We start from the raw sequence: 16,783 nt of genomic DNA, 5'->3' as shown, positions 1-16,783 counted from the left end.
TCTAACATCGTTAAAATCGAAGAATTATGTTAAATATCCCTAATCAAGACTTACGCCACAAAGCCATTCATTTTTTAGAACAAAGTCCCTCGCAGCGTCTACAATTTCTTAAACAGATGGGCATAGCTCGTTATGATTTTTTAACTAAAATACAACTCAATGAAGCCAATATCATTTGTATGATGCGGTTTTTAAAGTATCCAAGTCAGTTAAAGTTTCCGAATCTTATTGGAGCCGATTTATCTGGTTTAATTTTAGATGGTGTCAACTTCATTCGCGGAAACTTATCAGAAGCTAATCTACAAGGTAGTAGTTTAGTCAATGCAGACCTCTTATTTGTAAATTTTACGAAAGCTGACTTGAGAAATGCAGATTTGCGAGGTGCAACTTTGAATGAGACTATTTGGTTAGAGACTCTCGTGGATAAGTGTGAGTTTGGCGTGGGTACTGGTTTAGATTATCTACAACGTCAAGATTTACAACTACGCGGAGCTAGATTTAATTCTTGAGAAGACGGTAATTAAAACACAAAAAATTATAAGATTATTGAGTTGAAATTGACTGGATAAGTTAATGAGTATTAAGTTACCCCAAAAATTGATGTTGCTGGGTTCAGGAGAACTAGGCAAAGAATTTGCGATCGCGGCTCAACGTCTTGGTAATTATGTGATTGCTGTTGACCGCTACGCCAATGCTCCGGCGATGCAGGTTGCTGATGCTTATGAAGTTATTTCTATGCTCAGTGCTGATGATTTAGAAGCTGTAGTGACAAAACACCAGCCAGATATAATTATACCAGAAATTGAAGCAATCAGAACAGAAAAACTGATCGAATTTGAACAGCGAGGGATTACAGTTATACCAACTGCGGCTGCTACTAATTATACAATGAACCGCGATAGAATTCGGGAACTGGCACATCAACAATTAGGCATCAGAACAGCTAAATATGGTTATGCAACAACTCTAGAAGAATTGATTGCAGTTTCGGATAGAATTGGCTTTCCCAATGTTGTTAAACCTGTGATGTCATCCTCTGGGAAAGGTCAGTCTGTAGTGCCGGATCAGAGTGAGGTTGAGAAGGCTTGGAATTATGCCATTGCCAATTCTAGAGGTGACAGTCAAAAAGTCATCGTCGAAGAATTTATTAACTTTGAAATCGAAATAACTTTATTGACAATTAAACAGTGGAATGCACCCACAATTTTCTGTTCTCCTATTGGTCATCGCCAAGAACGAGGAGATTATCAAGAATCGTGGCAACCCGCAGAAATTTCTGAAGACAAGATATTAAAAGCTCAAGAAATAGCCATAAAAATCACTGATGCTTTAGGAGGAGCCGGAATTTTTGGCGTTGAATTTTTCATTACCAAAGATGAAGTGATTTTTTCGGAACTTTCTCCCAGACCCCATGATACAGGAATGGTGACGTTAATCTCACAAAATCTCAATGAATTTGAATTACATCTACGAGCTATTTTAGACTTGCCAATTCCTCATATAGAACAGCTAGGAGCCTCAGCCAGCGCGGTGATTTTAGCTTCAGAAAAATCTGATTCTATTGCTTTTGCTGGTGTCGCCGATGCTTTGTCAGAAAAAGATGTAGATATTAAATTATTTGGTAAACCTAATGCTCATCCATATCGGCGAATGGGCGTAGCTTTGGCGAAGGGTGTGAATATCCAAGAGGCTAGAGAAAAGGCTACGAAAGCTGCAAGTAAAATCACAATTATCTAATTACTATAGGGGCTTAAGTAAGCCTGGGCGAATGGAATTCGCTACTATACAGCAATACAGTTCAGTTAATACCATTTATTTGTGAGGCTGCGCCAAATTTTCTTTCTTTGTGTCCTTTGCGCCTTTGCGGTAGCCTACGGCAAGCCGCTCCGCGTCTACGTTTTTCTTTATATGGTTTAGCGCATCTTCATACAGAATTGTTATAAGGCTAAAACTTTTTGCCAAAGTCAATTTTTTTGACGAACCGCAAAGGACGCAAAGGACGCAAAGGGAAGAAATAAATGCTTAACTGAACCGTATTGGGCTATACAGGCAAAGTCCGCCGAGGCGGACTAAGGGAAAATTAAGGTTTTTTAACCCACGAAGGTGGGTTTTGTTTGTGTAGACGCGGTTTCCAACCGCTATCTCGTAACACCATAAGATGAATTAACCGCAGCAACCGGATTCATCTGATTCAGGTAATTGTAAACAAGTTGGGAAACTTGACGAATAAAGTCTCTCCCCCTGGTGTCTTTATAGGGACGGGTAACGAAAATGGAAGCTAAGTAGCGCTTACCATTGGGCATAGTTACAAATCCCGCATCGCCAATGAGAAAGCCGATATCTCCAGTTTTGTTGGCGATGACAGCACCTTTCCCCAAACCTGCGGGAAGCAGTGTGTGAATTGTGGTATGGCGCAGAATATCTAAGGCTTGCTCCCGACTTTGTGGCGAAACTAACTTGTTATTCACAACCAAAGCCAGCACCCGCGCCATATCTTGAGAACTTGTGGTGTTGGTTCCTCTCAAGTCAGCTAAAAGATGCCGAATTACTGTGTCTTTCAGTCCCCAACTACGGAAACGCTGATTTAGTTTCGCCGCTCCACCTAAGCGATCGATAATCATGTTGGTGGCGGTATTATCACTAATGGTAATCATCTTAGTGATGGTTTCCAAAGCTGTGTACTTCTTACCAACTCGTTCATACTGCATACTTCCAGAACCATTGGTAACTAAGTCACGCCGCATCGTCAGATTTTCCTGAAGGGTGACTTTACCTGCATCTAAATCCTGAAAAAAGGCGATGAGTATTGGCAGTTTGATTGTACTAGCAGCAGGGAAAACGCGATCGCCTCCAATATCCAAATAATCCCCAGTATCCAAATCCAGAAAAAACATTCCTGTTTTCAGAAAACTGTAGCGATTCATCAAGGCTTTAATTTGAGGTTCCAGCGCTTTCATTGGTGAATGCATCGGAACTACGCCAGCAAAGAGAGTGCTATTATCATTCACTCTTGGAGAAATACTCGGAGTTATTTCTAGATATTGCGGCTGGATTGCAGTCTGTTGTATTGGCTTGGGTAACTGCACAGACCAATGATTGGGGGATTCCTCTTGCAGTTGCACCTGTGCTAAATCAAAGGTGTAACCAGGTGCTAAAGCAACTACCATGCGGGTAGTCTCTGCGTTAAACTGCTCGATGCGAATATTTTGAATTACTGGCCCCACTCTTTGATTAGTCTGCGGATATCTTAATGTAACTCCAGGCAAATCAATTACCAAACGAGTCGGGTTGTTAAGTAATTGTACTTTCGGTTGAACATTCTTATCTGTAGTGAAGTCCAGATGATTTCGATTGCTATCAAAATGCCAATTGGCGATGGCTACGCCCGCCGCAGGCATCGCACCATTAGCTTTAACAGTGGAACCAAGCAGCAGCAAGCTTAAGAAGCTGGGTAGAAACCAGCTAAATTTTACAATGTTTTCTTTGTGTGTGAGTAGCATCAGCGATCGCTTTGTGTGTGAGGAAGATTTTAAACGAACAAAAGCCGCCACTATTAAAGCACAATTATAAAAATTTTTGTAAATTATGCGCTTATACGAAAAAGCATCTGTTAAAACAAGTGTTTAATTTAATCAGTATATAAGCTTTCCGCGATCCTCTACGGTTGCTCAAAATTCCAGATTATTGGGAAATAAAGATTTAATTCGGACACAATTAGCTTTTTCATCATTTCCATACTGATGATCTCATGTTGATAAATAAGTAATAACTATATCTGGGTACAGCTAAGTATGTCTATGAGAGTTTCCGATATCCAGAAATTCAAATTATGGAAATTTTGGATAGTAGCCTGTACTATCAGTTTCACCATCAGTGGTTGTACGCCTGAAAAACGAGCGATGCTACGAATAACTGCTGAGAATTTTCGCGATCGGGCTGCTGATGCTATTACATCGGTGAAAAAAATTTACCAACTGAATAATTTACCTATAGATGACAATTTAGTTGTCGATCAATTACTCACTGATACCAGTATTGAATTTGGAATTCCTACAGAAGTAAATAGCATTATCACCGGAGAAAGTCAGCAAAATTCACAGTCATCAGATGTCGATCAAACACTCGATGCTTTGAAAGCAGAATACGATACAGCAGTCGAGGTATTTAACAAGCTGGAAACAATTGATTATGAAAGTAAAAGGATAGTTGCTCAAACTGCCAAGCCAGCAAGATGTTTAACAGTAAAAATGCTACTTTTAGCCAAAAGAATTCAAGAAAAACCACCAAGACCAATGGATTGGGAAAGGGTAATCATCAGTTCCAAGTTAAAGGATCTCGGCGAACGATATAGAAAGTTAAGTACATCTTCACAACCAGAAGCAGAAGAAATTAAGCGTCAAGTTATTGAAAAGATAGATGATTGGCGCAAGGTTAATGCTACTGAACAACAAAGTTTAAATGAATCTATCTCTAAACTTTTAGTAGCGGCTGACACTGGTCGAAAATTATCAGAACTTATTGATGACTATCCTAATCTTAATTTTGAAGTCATTGCTGCTAGAGTTACTCAGATTTTTGGGGTAGCTACTAGTTTCACTGGTAACGACTACAGTTTAACACTCACAAAGATTAGCACTCTTGAAAGAGAAGTTAACAAAGATGAAGTTTTAAAGGAATTCATGAAAGAAGTATCCCTGAGAAACAGACAATTACAACCACAAAATTCTCAATTATGCCAATAATTTCTAGTGTAAAACTAGTCATAAATCATGTTAAAAACTTAACTGAATATATAAAACATGACCACCAATAATATTTTAGATACTTTTGCAGAAATAATTTCTCAGCTTAAAGAAGTTCCTGGCAATCAAATTGACTTAGGACAACTCAATAAGACAGAAGAAAAATTGCAAGATATTCTTTTTCAGCTTAATTTTGAGCTTGTCAACGCCCAACATCAAAAAAACTGGGAAAACGTCAACAAGTATAAGTTAGCAGTTAGCGAATGCAAACTTACTCTCGATCGGGTAAGAGCAGCAATTATAAATGTTAGTATCATCGGCATCGATCAAAAAAATCTGGCACAGATGCAGAAAATATTAGAGGAAATCGAGACTGCACGTAAAACTCAGGTAAACATAGATTTGGCTATCCGTTTACTAGGTTTTTTGCGTAAGCTGTTCCTTTAATCACAATCCTAAATCTACGGCGATGCGATGGGCACAAGCAAACCCAGAAAAAGCGACTGCATTCAACCCTTGACCGGGAAAGGTACTATCCCCTACACAATAAAGTCCTGGAATAGCTGTGCGATTAAAGGGCATATTCAATAACCCCCACAACTTACGCCGGGGAATTGGCCCATAAGTGCCATCTTCACGACCCAAAAAGCGGCGATGTGTGCGTGGTGTCCCCACTTCTAAATAATCCAATCCGGCATCTAAACCGGGAAAAAGCTTCTCTAGGCGGTCAATAATTCGCCAAGCTGCCTTTTCTTTCTTCGCTTCGTATTCACTCACAGAAAGTTTTTGCCAATCGTCAATCCAGTGAGGCGTAAATGCATGAATGATGTGATAGCCATTTGGTGCTAAATCTGGATCAAGTAATGTGGGAATCGAAACAAATATTGTGCCTTCTGCATCTGTCATCTTTTCCCAATCTTCCAGCAAAATATGGTGACACTCTGTCCCCACTGGTAAAACTGACTCCTTTACGCCAATATGCAAACTCAAAAAGCTGGGAGATTTTTGGTAATTTTGTTGCCATTTTTTCTCATTATCTGGCATTGCTTCTGGTAGTAATAATTGTGCAAATGTATCCCAGCGTGTAGCATTAGAAACTATGCGTTTACCCCGATATACTTTACCATTCGCTAGTTGCACACCTACTGCTTTTCCTTGTTCTGTAAGAATTTTGGTGACTCTAGCTTGGTACTGAATCTTACCTCCAGCCTTTTCTAGACCATCTACTAGTTTTTGGGCAATTTGTCCGACTCCGCCTTTGGGATAGTTAACTCCGCCATAATGCCTGTCAGAAAAGACCATCCCAGCATTAATCATCGGTGTCATATCTGATGGAACTACCGACCAGCAATAACATTCCATATCGATAAATTTCAATAATTGCGGGTCTTTGATGTAACGCCGCGCCACATCTCCGGCATTTTGAGGCAGATACTTGGCTAAACCGAGACAGGCTAAAGGATGCTGGAAAAATACGCGCAGTAGATACCGAGGTTCTTCCAGCGACAGCAAATCCATACTGTTGAGGCACTTGAATACTTTTTGGCATTCGTCATAAAAGCGACGAATCCCTTTTTCTTCATGGCGAAAATGAGCAATAAGATTTTGCAAAAATTTTTCATAAACCCGGTCAACCTTCAGGTCTAAACCTTGGGGTAGATGATAGTGAATCTGTACCGGATCTGCGATCGCTTCTTGGCTGACATTTACACTTGATAATGCACGAGTGAGTAAGTTGGTAGTACCATTTTTTCCCAGTCCAAAAATCATTGACGCCCCAACATCGAATCGATAGCCTTGGCGTTCAAAATAACCAGCGCTACCACCTGGAATCAAATAACGTTCCAGTACTAGTACTTTCGCTCCCTTGGCTGCTAACTGGGTCGCTGTTACTAATCCGCCAATCCCAGACCCAATCACGATCGCGTCATTTGTCATTTGTCCTTTGTCCTTTGTCATTTGTACTGAGCGTATCGCTAAAGCTCCACTAACGCGTAGCGTCTCCTAGAGAAGTATTTGTCCTTTATCTAGAGTCAATCAATATTTAATTTAGGGAACTCCAAGAAATAAATTATCCAATATTGTGGGGTGGGCGTCTCGCCCGCTCTATGGACTGGGCGCTCATGTTGCCCACCCCACAATAGTTAATTGAATATTTTTTATTTGGAAGTCCCTTAACTAATGACAAATGACCAATCAAAAAAAAGAGGGACGAGCCTGCTACTGCTGGCTAATCCCGTCTGCCGATCCTTAAAAGAGAGGAGAACACTGTATAAGAATATAGCCTTGATTGAGAATAGATGTCAACTACTAATGAAAAATATTCTCAATAGAATTGAGTGCGTTAATTTTTAGCTGTCAGCCGGATGCAGGAAAGAGTATTATGGTGTTTCAGTTCTTATACAATAAAAAGGCGCCTATTTCTGGCTATGACGCTACAATTGCGCGTTTATGTTCCACCCCATCCCCTGATCAAGCACTGGCTAGCAGTTGCCCGTGATGCAGGCACGCCTTCAGTATTGTTCCGCAGTGCGATGACTGAGTTGGGAAGATGGCTGACTTATGAAGCTGCACGAGACTGGTTACCGACCCAAGAAACGGCGGTGCAGAGTCCCTTAGATACCTGTCCCGCAACGGTAATTGATCCGCAAGTGCCGATGGCAGTAGTGCCAATCCTCCGGGCTGGCTTAGGATTACTAGAGGGAGCGCAGACTTTATTACCTCTAGCATCGATTTACCATCTTGGCTTGGCACGAGATGAAGAGACACTGCAACCTCATTGTTATCTGAACAAGTTACCAGACAAATTTGATCCTCAAACACGAGTGTTAGTTACCGATCCAATGTTGGCAACTGGAGGGTCAATCATGGCAGCAATGGCAGAATTGACACAACGGGGGGCCGATCCATCTCTGATACGAATTGTTTGTGTAGTGGCGGCTCCACCCGCTTTGCAAAAACTGAGTGAAGCTTATCCAGGTTTAATAATTTACACCGCTACTATTGACGAAAAACTAAATAGCAAGGGGTATATTGTACCGGGATTGGGAGATGCAGGCGATCGCATTTTTGGGACTTAAGCTACTATGCAGCTAGGGCAGGAAAATGGCATAACTACTGTAAAAGTTGCAAGCTTTGTTGAAGGCGGTAAAGATATGAGTCAGCGAGATGGTTTTGGCAGTGGCTTTTTAGCAGGGGCCTTTGTTGGTGGAATATTTGGCGGTGTGATCGGGGCACTGATTGTTTCTCGACGCGAGCCAGAATTGCTAGCAGAAGAAGAAACAGAACTGACAGATAGCCAAGCCGAAGCTAAGAAAATAGTAGCAAAGCGGCGTCAGATGAAAGCCTCAGAAAGTGAGAGCAACAGCATAGAAACGGCCAGGCGATCGCTAGAAGATAAAATTGCCCAGCTAAATGCCACAATTGACGAAGTACGAAATCAACTAGGAAACGTGAATAGTAGTTCACCCCAACCAAGCAATGACCGCTCCCTCACTAAAGACTCCTGAGTTTGTTCAGGCGTGGTGAAAGTGTCAAGTGTGATAAATGTGTAATCCGTAAACACCATGACATGGACTAAATTAAAATTAAAAGATAAGACCGCGTTTGACACTTAGTAGGAAACCAACAAATCCATGTACCTTCTGATTAACACTCTGTCCAGTTTCATCCAGATTTATACTGTTCTGCTAATTATTCGGGTTTTATTGACCTGGTTCCCCAATATCAACTGGTACAACCAACCATTTGCCACTTTGAGCCAGATAACCGATCCTTATCTGAATCTGTTCCGCTCAATCATTCCCCCTTTGGGCGGTATAGACTTTTCAGCAATGTTAGCTATCATACTGCTTCAAATAGTAGGTGGTGGTCTGCAATCCATCTGATAACACAGAATTTGCAGTTTGTTCCATGTCCAACTAATGAATTTTAGGTCTGGGCTAACTAGCTCAGACTTATCCAGTTTCAAGGCTAATCATGGATGCGATAATTGAAAACTGACGCTATATTTCAAGAATTTCCTAGTATTTTATCGAAAATCTGGGTTTGGGTTTAAAACCCCGTCCTTCTAGAACGGCTTTACTTACGTACTTGACCGCTAAACCCCGCAGCCTTGAATTGTTTCAGCTTCAACGGAGTAGGCTGATTCGCAGGTACAGAAATTCTCAATTCAAAATCACTAATACCTGGTGGCACCTCAGTAATGGAGCCTAAGCGAGTACGGTTTTGCATCACTGAGTCATTATTAGCATCATAGATACGTCCAAAAATATCTGCGTCGTAGACTGTTTTATTAGTGCCATTTTCTGCCTTGCCAATGACAATAAAACAATTGGCAGCTGTGCTACCACTACTGAGAACAGCCCCTTCTGCAAGTTCTGGTGGGCAATCTTTATAAGAGACATCAAATAGTTTAATCTGTGTCAGGGCTATAGCTGGGGGAACAATCACCCACGATAGAAAGGTGATAAGACAGGAAATAAAAATGACCGTGAGTGAGCGCAACCGCATAAAAAACCCCGTGACTTAATTTAATAATGATTTAACTTACAACCTCAGCTTACAACATACCCCTACTCCGTTTCTCTACTTCCCTGATTGATTAGCAACTGCAAATACCTGCTCTACTAGCAATTCACAATTGGGTGCTACATCTGATGCAATGGTCGCTGTATTCTTCAACACCGTATCCTCATACTGTCCCTCCACCACTTGCAAATGGTAATTTGTTTTAACTCTGGATCAACAATCCAGTATTCGGTAATGCCTCTAGCTGCATATTCCGTGCGTTTGTAACGGTAATCGCGGCTGCGGTTCTCAGTTCCGGGACTGACGATTTCAACCACCAGCGCAGGTGGGGGCATATCGCGGGTAATTAATTAGATTGCGGGGACTGCCAATCAAAGCCGCTTTCGACTCTTCTGTGTGTACTACCAGATCCGGTAGCCGACAGGTTGCTCGTCGCCCACTAACTTCAACTTCAATGTCTTTGTAAGCTAGCAAGGCGATCGGAAAATGCTTTGCCAACTCGAACAACAGAAATTTGACAATATCACAGTTTTCCTGGCTTTCAGTTGGCATCTCTACTAGCTCCCCATCCACTAATTCATAGCGGGTATCAGTGCGATCGTCATAAGCCAGAAATTCCTCAAAAGTCAGGAGTTTTGTGGGATGCTGAGTTTGAGTCATGGGAATTTTCCTAACTAAGTAGAAAATATCAAACCGATACCAAGAATTCAGTAGACAGAAGACAGAATAGAGTTTTTCTCCTTACTTCCCTGAATATTAAGCATCTTAAATTTAACGTGAGTTCGACAAGTCTTATTTGACCTCTCCCTCCCAACCTCCCTCTCCGTGTCGGAGAGGGAGGTTGGGAGGGAGAGGTTCATCGAACTCACGTTAAATTTAATTATGTCCAGATTTAACGACAAAGGGATTGGAGACTTTAATTTAACTTTTGTAATAATTAGGGAAATAAGCTCTCAATTGCTATTAAATTATGACTCCAGATGAGATTGAAACAGCTATGCTTGCAGCCTTTAGTAGTTGTGATGCCGCAAGCTGTCCTCTCACTGACACGCAGAAGCAGATATTACTGCGACTGGTCGAGCAAATTCAGGGAAATTCTACCTCTGGGATGGCAAATATTGCTAATCCCTTAGATGAACTTACCCCAGAGGAGTTAGAAGTATTTTTACAATTTGTTAAGGATGAAGAACAACGCAACCGTACTTGGAAGGTGCAATTACTCAACGACTGGTTGCTGGAAAATGACTCTGGAACGGTGCAATTCATTCGCCAACGCTATGGTTTACAGTGGTTGAATCGGGTTGAGGCGTGTCATTTTGACAAGTATTCTTATTTTGAGGATGCACTAAAGTTAAGAGTAGGCGATCGCATTGAAGTTTCTAATGCACTATGGGAATGGGTGCAAGAGGATGGGCCTTGTCAGCGCGAATGGTTTCCCTGTATGGTGATCAAGGTCGAGGAAATTAGCGAGCGCGATGATTCCTCTACTAATTGCGTCGTCCGCTTCTTCAACGGCGCCGAGTATGAAATTCAAGGAATTTATGAATGGAATCGCTATAACTGGCGCTGGCCTCATAAGGAGTAAAGAGTGCTGAATTTTATAATAAAATCATTGCTTGAACAACGCCCAAGCCAAAAATCTCTCAGTATAATACAACGCTAATTGATTGCTCACACCGTTGAAAACAGCATCAAAAGCGTGTTCCGCCCAAGGAATTTCTAGAAAAACCGCAGTATTACCAGAGTTACGTAAACGTTCATACATCTGTCTGCCAAATCGCGCTTCAACTAAATGGTCACGACTGCCGTAAATTAATAAAGTTGGCGGTAAAGGGTGCGTTAGGTAATTTATCGGTGAAGCAATTTGATACTGATTAGGCAATTCTTCTACAGAACCACCAAGAAATGCTTTTAAAACAGCGCGGCTATTTATAGGATCGGGATTTGGCGGTGTTTTGTATCCTTCTGTTAAGTTAACAGGCCCGTAATAATTCACTACAGCACGGATGGGTGGTGCATCTGTTTGATAAGCCGCTAACATTGCTAGATGTGCCCCCGCAGAACGTCCTAAAAGTACCATACGTTCTGAATCAGCTTCATATTCAGCCGCATGTTTGCGAATAAAATTTAGGGCTGTACGCACATCATCTAACTGAGATGGAAACTGATATTGAGGTGCGTGTCGATAATCGATCGCAAATACCGTATATCCATGATTAGCAAGATATTGATTAAACTCAGAATTGGCATGAGGATTTCCATATTGCCAAGCTCCACCATAAATTACTACCACTGCGGGATATTTTCCTACCTCTGAGGGTTGGTAAACTTCCATTTTTAAAGGCACTCCCGCAGGAGAAGCAAAGAGAATATCTTTTTGATGGCGCGTTTTACCTAATGGAATACCCCGCAAAAAATTAACTAAGTCAAAGGGATGGGTTTGCATTTTAGCCCTGACTTTGGGTGGAATTTGCTCTAAATAATTTGCTCCTAACCCTTGTTTCATGGCTTTAGCCATCTGTATTTGAGTTGGTGGGATATTTATTAGCACCCATCCACAAATTAGTAATCCAATTAAACTGAAAATGCAAACTATACGTTGTATTTGACGGCGACGAATATAGAATAAAGACAACAATAAAAAGAGCAAATTTAATAAAAATAACCAAGGACTGATTTCTGGCGCTCCTACTGCTAACGTGAGTAAAAACATATTTGGAGCAGGGAGAATAATCCAAGAACTAAGAATTAGACTGGCAAAACTGAGTAATAATACAAGCCAGGATAAAAGTATTTTGGGTTTAGCAAACATAGGTTAAAGTGCGGTATCCTTGGTAGGGACAATTCCTAAATTGTCCCTACGTCATTTTCGGAGGTGTCTATTGTGAATTATGGTGACAGCAATAATTTATGCTGTTGTATTTGCTCTTGTACCCAAATCCGAAAAGCTTTGAGCATTGCATTTCTGCCTGCTGTTATACTTTGCTCTAAATGTTGGGGAATTGCTTCAATTAGTGAGAATAGAGGAAAATTTAGGCTTTGCTGAGATTCTACATAATGACCATCTTGCAAAACATTAATTTGGAGCTTTCCTCGATCGAAACGCCAAAGTTCAGGCACTTTTAGCGCTTCATAAATATTAGGATGAGTGCGAGAAGTAATATCAATTTCTAGAGCTAAATCTGGAGGAGGGTCTACTGCTAAATCTAGCCGCTTCTTGCCGCGAATCTTAGATTCATTTTTTATATAGAAACACTGATCGGGTTCTATACCTTGAGCCATTGCTTGGTTTTTGAAAGTGGTAGAACCAAGGCATCTAAACTCAATGTCTAATTCTTCCAAAAGCGCTTTGACTAAATCGCTAATAATTTCTTTGTCAAATTCATGTTCTGGCAGTGGTGCCATAATTTCCAGTATTCCCCGATCATAAGCAATTCGTGCTGCTCGGTGTTCCCCTAAATCCTCTAGAATTGCTTCTAATTCTTGCCAGGTTACATCTCGTAGTAGCACTCTTTGTCCTGGTGGAACATGGATGCGCTTTAATTCCAACAACATCATTTCCACTCCCAGTAGTTGAAACCTAAATTTAGCTTACTCTAGTTGACTAATGCGCTGCGACAATTTTTGCTGCTTCATAGCTAGTGATACTGGGGCGATCGCTCCAAAAAACCAGAGTAAAGAAAAAACCTCTGGAATTCCCAGAGGTTTTGGTTCCTGATTTAGTTTCTAGTTGTTACTCCAATTTGTCCTCAGTCATTTCCTGATAATCAAAAAAAATTATTTGAACAATAAGATCCCCGACTTCTTAGAGAAGTCGGGGATCTTAGCCTTGCGATTTTATTTGTATAGGGACTTCCAACAAATAAATTACCCAATCTTGTAGGGTGGGCATCTTGCCCATACGTGTCAACTTAACGTGAAACCGCTTGTCCGCCGGAAATTGAAATTCCCGTCTCATAGCTAAAGTCATCTGAAGATGACTAAATATCGCCAAAAATCTCCAGTCTACTTCAGTAGACTTAAGCTATTAGCCAGAGAATTTATTCCCTGGCGGGCATGGAAGCCAACAGATAAGCTATTTCCAGCTTAAGTTGACACAAATGCATCTTGCCCGCCTTTAGATATGGGCGGGCAAGATGCCCACCCCACAAGAAGTAGTGGAGTATTTTTTTATTTGGAAGTCCCTATATTGAGTCTCAACCTATCTACGCGATTAATTCTTCGCCTGTGGCTGCGAACCAGGAATCGTTACATCTATTGGTGTCACCTTTGCTGCTAGCTGTGTCAACGGTGGTTGAATGGCGGTTTGATTCCCCACTACTAGAGTCACAATTTTTTCTGGCTTGAGGTATTCTCGTGCTACCCGTTGCACATCAGCAGCCGTGGTGGCGGCGACGGCTTTTTGATAGCGAAAGAGAAAATCAGCAGGATAGCCGTAATATTCGTATCGCATTAACCGAGATAAGGTTTGGCTGGGATCTTGAAAGTTAAACACAAAGGAATTGAGTGTAGACTCTTTAGCAAAAGCGAGTTCTTTTGCAGTCACTCTTTGAGTTTGGGTGCGTTTGATTTCAGCTTGTAAAGCTTTGACAAACTGGACAGTAGCATCCGATCGCGTTTGTCCACCAGCAATAAAGATGCCAGGATAATCGTAGCGGGGACTCCACTGCCCATAGACAGAGTAAGCTAAACCTTGACGCGATCGCAATTCATTAAATAAGCGTCCACCAAATCCATTTAACACCCCATTTAATACATCCAGCGCTGCATAATCGGGATTGTCGAAACGTCCACCTAAATGTCCCAGAAGTACACTACTTTGCGTTAGTTGTGGCTGGTTGACAAAAAATACTCCACCTGTATTAGCTGGCAAAACCTTTGGTAATGTGGGTTTAGCAATACCTGGATTACGCTGCCAATCGCCAAACTTAGCTTGAACGAGCGATCGCATTTTCTTACTATCAAAATCGCCCACAATCCCCAAAATTATATTATTGGGGTGAAAATATTGTTGATAAAACTTGAGCAAATCCTCACGCTCAACTTTATCAACCGTTGCATACTCGATAGTGCGAGAGTATGGGCTATCTTTGCCATAGATCAATTTTTTAAATTCTCGATTAGCAATCCCATCTGGATTGTCATTGCGACGAGCAATGCCACCTTTGGCTTGTGTCTTAGCTAAGTCTAGCTTTTCTTGAGCAAATACAGGCGATCGCAGCACCTCTGCAAACAGCCCAAACACCGTTTCTAAATCTTCGCTGAGTGCGTCAAAGCTAGCACCACCAGAAGTTTCACCAATACTAGCTTCTACAGATGCCGCCCGTTGTTCTAATATTTCGTTGAGTTCATCAGCCGAATGCTTCTTAGTTCCTCCAGTTCGCATTACCGCGCCTGTAAAACCAGCCAGCCCGACTTTCTCCGGTGGTTCTAAGCGATTCCCTGTGCGTACAAAGGCCGTTCCATTCACCAACGGTAACTCGTGATCCTCCATCAAATAGACAACCAAGCCATTTTGCAGCACAAACCGTTCATACTTAGGTAACTTAATCTCAGGTAGCGGTGGCAGTTGCAAATCTGTATAATGTTTTGCCTCAGTCGTCGCCGCCAGAGAAAAATTACAAGTTAAAAGTAAACACGCAAAAACAGCAACCAAAGCATAAATCAGCCCCTTCCTATTTTGAATTTTCAACCCTATCTGCCTTTTACCCTTCACCTTAAACCTCTGCATATTTCTCTTCCTTTGCGCCCTTTGCGGTTCGTTTCTCATGCTTCTTTCGACAACAACTTCCCAATCGTGCGATTTTCTGGCGTAAATGTCTCCTTTGCCACCCGCACAATATCAGTCGTCGTCACTGCTGCAATATCATCCAACTGCTTAAACAAATTCCGCCAAGAGCCAGTTTTCACCTCATATTCCAACAATTGTTGAGCCATCCCCGTATTAGAATCGAGGGTACGCAACAAACTTGCCCGTGCTTGGGTTTTCACCCGTTCTAAATCAGCCGTCGCTACAGGCTCAGTTTTTAATTTGTCAATTTCTTGCCGCAAAGCCACCGCCAACTCATCAACTGTATGACCAGGAGCCGTGAGAGCATAGAAAAATATCAGATTTGGGTATTTATCTCCAGGAAATCCGCTGTAACCTTGGGCATTTAGCGCCAAACGCTGCTTTTCTACCAAAGACTTATACAGCCGCGACGTGCGTCCATCACTTAATAAACTGCCAATAATTTCATAGATTGCATTATCTGGATGAGTTACAGCCGGACGGTGATAACCTTCTAAATACCAGGGTTGAGAAGATAGCTGTAAAGTAACTTCCCGTGTTTGTTTTTGTGGCGGTTCCACCGGAATTTTTTCCACAGCTTTGGTTTTTGCTTGAAAGCGGCCAAAATAAGTTTGCGCCAGTTTTTTCACTTGAGCCGGATTGACATCTCCGACAATGGCAATGGTCAAATTACTTGGTACATAGTGAGTATCAAAAAAATTCTGGACATCTTCTGGTGTCAGATTGCGAATATCTTGGTCATAACCAATCACCGGACGCCTGTAGGGATGAACTTTGTAAGCCGTATCGATAAATTTTTCTACCATCAAGCCAATGGGGGAATTCTCCACCCGCATCCGTCGTTCTTCTAAAATTACATCTTTCTCTTTATAAAATTCACGACGAATTACCGGATCGAGAAATCGTTCCGACTCCAGCGACATCCAAAGTTCTAGCTTATTGGCAGGAAAGCTATAAAAATAACGAGTGGCTTCAGTCGAAGTATTGGCATTTAAACCCACACCTCCCGCTTGTTCGACAATTTGCCCCAATTCGTTTTGCTTGACTAGCTTGGCTGCTTGCGATTCCACTTGCTTAAATTCAGTTTCTAACCGAGTAACCTCAGCTTTTTTGCCATCGGCTTTCGCGGTTTTAATTTGGGCATTCAATTGTTCTAAGGCGTCTAGTAGCGGTTTTTCTTTTTTGTAGTCTTGCGTACCGATGCGCGTTGTACCTTTGAATGCCAAATGTTCCAGAAAGTGAGCTACACCTGTTTTGCCATCGGCCTCATCAACACCACCAACATTTGCATAAGTGAGAAAAGAAACCACAGGCGCTTGATGCCGTTCCAAGACGATGAATTTCAAACCATTGTCGAGGCGAAACTCCGTTAACTGTTTGATGACTCGATCTAGATAAGGTTGGATCGAACTTTGAACTGGCGGGGTTTGAGTTTTGGTTTCTTGAGGAGGGGGTGCTGTCTGAGTTTGAGCTAGAGCAACTTCTGGTAACAATCCCCACGAGAAGACGATCGAAGTCAACAAAGCGATCGCCAACCGTCGCAATATGACAGATACTCGATCTGACCAATCCAAAATCTTCAATTTAAAATCCAAAATTGACCGACTGCTCTGGCTCATAAGCGAAAACTACGATAAAGTTACATTACCTAAACAACAGGATACTTAGCAAAAGAGCGTTAATCTTGTATTAAGCTTTCAGTGGCTCTTTATGCCTAACG

At 41.7% G+C, this 16,783-nt stretch carries 17 protein-coding genes; 8 read left to right on the top strand and 9 right to left on the bottom strand.

The annotated features are described in order from the left end of the window. The first annotated feature begins 26 nt into the window (after positions 1–26). Both V7L07_RS32315 and purT read left to right on the top strand, forming a co-directional pair. Positions 27–509, top strand: coding sequence for a pentapeptide repeat-containing protein (locus tag V7L07_RS32315; RefSeq protein ID WP_335063594.1), 483 nt, complete (start codon positions 27–29; stop codon positions 507–509). Positions 510–573: 64 nt separating this feature from the next. Beyond that, positions 574–1,737 (top strand): formate-dependent phosphoribosylglycinamide formyltransferase, encoded by a 1,164-nt coding sequence (gene purT / locus V7L07_RS32310; protein WP_335063592.1) that lies wholly within the window; start codon positions 574–576, stop codon positions 1,735–1,737. A 401-nt stretch (positions 1,738–2,138) separates the two neighbouring features. Here the strand turns inward: purT and V7L07_RS32305 are convergent, their stop codons facing one another. Continuing rightward, positions 2,139–3,500: a serine hydrolase gene (locus tag V7L07_RS32305; protein ID WP_335063910.1), complete on the bottom strand. Its 1,362-nt coding sequence runs from the start codon at positions 3,498–3,500 to the stop codon at positions 2,139–2,141. A 297-nt stretch (positions 3,501–3,797) separates the two neighbouring features. Between V7L07_RS32305 and V7L07_RS32300 the strand changes: the two genes are divergently transcribed. Together V7L07_RS32300 and V7L07_RS32295 are read left to right on the top strand one after the other, a co-directional pair. After that, a complete protein-coding gene (locus V7L07_RS32300; protein WP_335063591.1) occupies positions 3,798–4,742 on the top strand; it encodes a hypothetical protein in 945 nt (314 codons plus the stop codon). A gap of 57 nt (positions 4,743–4,799) precedes the next feature. Continuing rightward, positions 4,800–5,189, top strand: coding sequence for a hypothetical protein (locus tag V7L07_RS32295; protein ID WP_335063590.1), 390 nt, complete (start codon positions 4,800–4,802; stop codon positions 5,187–5,189). On the opposite strand, the gene crtH is transcribed toward V7L07_RS32295, so the two are convergent. After that, positions 5,190–6,680, bottom strand: coding sequence for a carotenoid isomerase (gene crtH, locus V7L07_RS32290; RefSeq protein WP_335063588.1), 1,491 nt, complete (start codon positions 6,678–6,680; stop codon positions 5,190–5,192). Positions 6,681–7,171: 491 nt separating this feature from the next. Between crtH and upp the strand changes: the two genes are divergently transcribed. The 3 genes from upp to V7L07_RS32275 all read left to right on the top strand — a co-directional run bounded on the left by upp (position 7,172) and on the right by V7L07_RS32275 (position 8,629). After that, complete coding sequence (gene upp / locus V7L07_RS32285; protein WP_334766317.1) at positions 7,172–7,822, top strand: uracil phosphoribosyltransferase; 651 nt, start codon at positions 7,172–7,174, stop codon at positions 7,820–7,822. Positions 7,823–7,897: 75 nt separating this feature from the next. After that, complete coding sequence (locus V7L07_RS32280; RefSeq protein ID WP_335063908.1) at positions 7,898–8,251, top strand: hypothetical protein; 354 nt, start codon at positions 7,898–7,900, stop codon at positions 8,249–8,251. A gap of 126 nt (positions 8,252–8,377) precedes the next feature. Continuing rightward, complete coding sequence (locus V7L07_RS32275) at positions 8,378–8,629, top strand: YggT family protein (RefSeq protein ID WP_335063587.1); 252 nt, start codon at positions 8,378–8,380, stop codon at positions 8,627–8,629. A gap of 193 nt (positions 8,630–8,822) precedes the next feature. On the opposite strand, the gene V7L07_RS32270 is transcribed toward V7L07_RS32275, so the two are convergent. The 3 genes from V7L07_RS32270 to V7L07_RS32260 form a co-directional block, all read right to left on the bottom strand. After that, entirely contained in the window at positions 8,823–9,254 is a 432-nt protein-coding gene (locus V7L07_RS32270) for a biotin carboxylase (protein ID WP_334711304.1), read from the bottom strand. 167 nt (positions 9,255–9,421) lie between these two features. Further along, positions 9,422–9,607, bottom strand: coding sequence for a Uma2 family endonuclease (locus tag V7L07_RS32265; protein WP_335063585.1), 186 nt, complete (start codon positions 9,605–9,607; stop codon positions 9,422–9,424). Continuing rightward, on the bottom strand, positions 9,582–9,932 hold the full coding sequence (locus tag V7L07_RS32260) for a Uma2 family endonuclease (RefSeq protein ID WP_335063583.1): 351 nt from the start codon (positions 9,930–9,932) through the stop codon (positions 9,582–9,584). The genes V7L07_RS32265 and V7L07_RS32260 overlap by 26 nt, the downstream gene beginning before the upstream one ends. Positions 9,933–10,242: 310 nt before the next feature. Between V7L07_RS32260 and V7L07_RS32255 the strand changes: the two genes are divergently transcribed. Continuing rightward, positions 10,243–10,857, top strand: coding sequence for a hypothetical protein (locus V7L07_RS32255; protein ID WP_335063581.1), 615 nt, complete (start codon positions 10,243–10,245; stop codon positions 10,855–10,857). Positions 10,858–10,881: 24 nt separating this feature from the next. On the opposite strand, the gene V7L07_RS32250 is transcribed toward V7L07_RS32255, so the two are convergent. The 4 genes from V7L07_RS32250 to V7L07_RS32235 form a co-directional block, all read right to left on the bottom strand. Continuing rightward, on the bottom strand, positions 10,882–12,084 hold the full coding sequence (locus V7L07_RS32250) for an alpha/beta hydrolase (protein ID WP_335063579.1): 1,203 nt from the start codon (positions 12,082–12,084) through the stop codon (positions 10,882–10,884). 77 nt (positions 12,085–12,161) lie between these two features. After that, positions 12,162–12,827 carry a Uma2 family endonuclease gene (locus V7L07_RS32245; protein WP_335063906.1) on the bottom strand — a complete coding sequence of 222 codons (666 nt, stop codon included), beginning with the start codon at positions 12,825–12,827 and terminating at the stop codon, positions 12,162–12,164. Between the two features lie 658 nt (positions 12,828–13,485). Next, on the bottom strand, positions 13,486–15,003 hold the full coding sequence (locus V7L07_RS32240) for a M16 family metallopeptidase (RefSeq protein ID WP_335063577.1): 1,518 nt from the start codon (positions 15,001–15,003) through the stop codon (positions 13,486–13,488). 35 nt (positions 15,004–15,038) lie between these two features. After that, the gene (locus V7L07_RS32235; protein WP_335063576.1) at positions 15,039–16,682 is read right to left on the bottom strand and encodes a M16 family metallopeptidase; all 1,644 of its coding nucleotides are present in this window, start codon (positions 16,680–16,682) and stop codon (positions 15,039–15,041) included. Positions 16,683–16,783 lie beyond the last annotated feature (101 nt).

Origin of the sequence: Nostoc sp. (genome assembly GCF_036916985.1) — a bacterium.
Classification (GTDB): Bacteria; Cyanobacteriota; Cyanobacteriia; order Cyanobacteriales; family Nostocaceae; genus Nostoc.
Note: the sequence above shows the minus strand (reverse complement) of the source record. Positions and strands in the feature narration are given on the sequence as shown.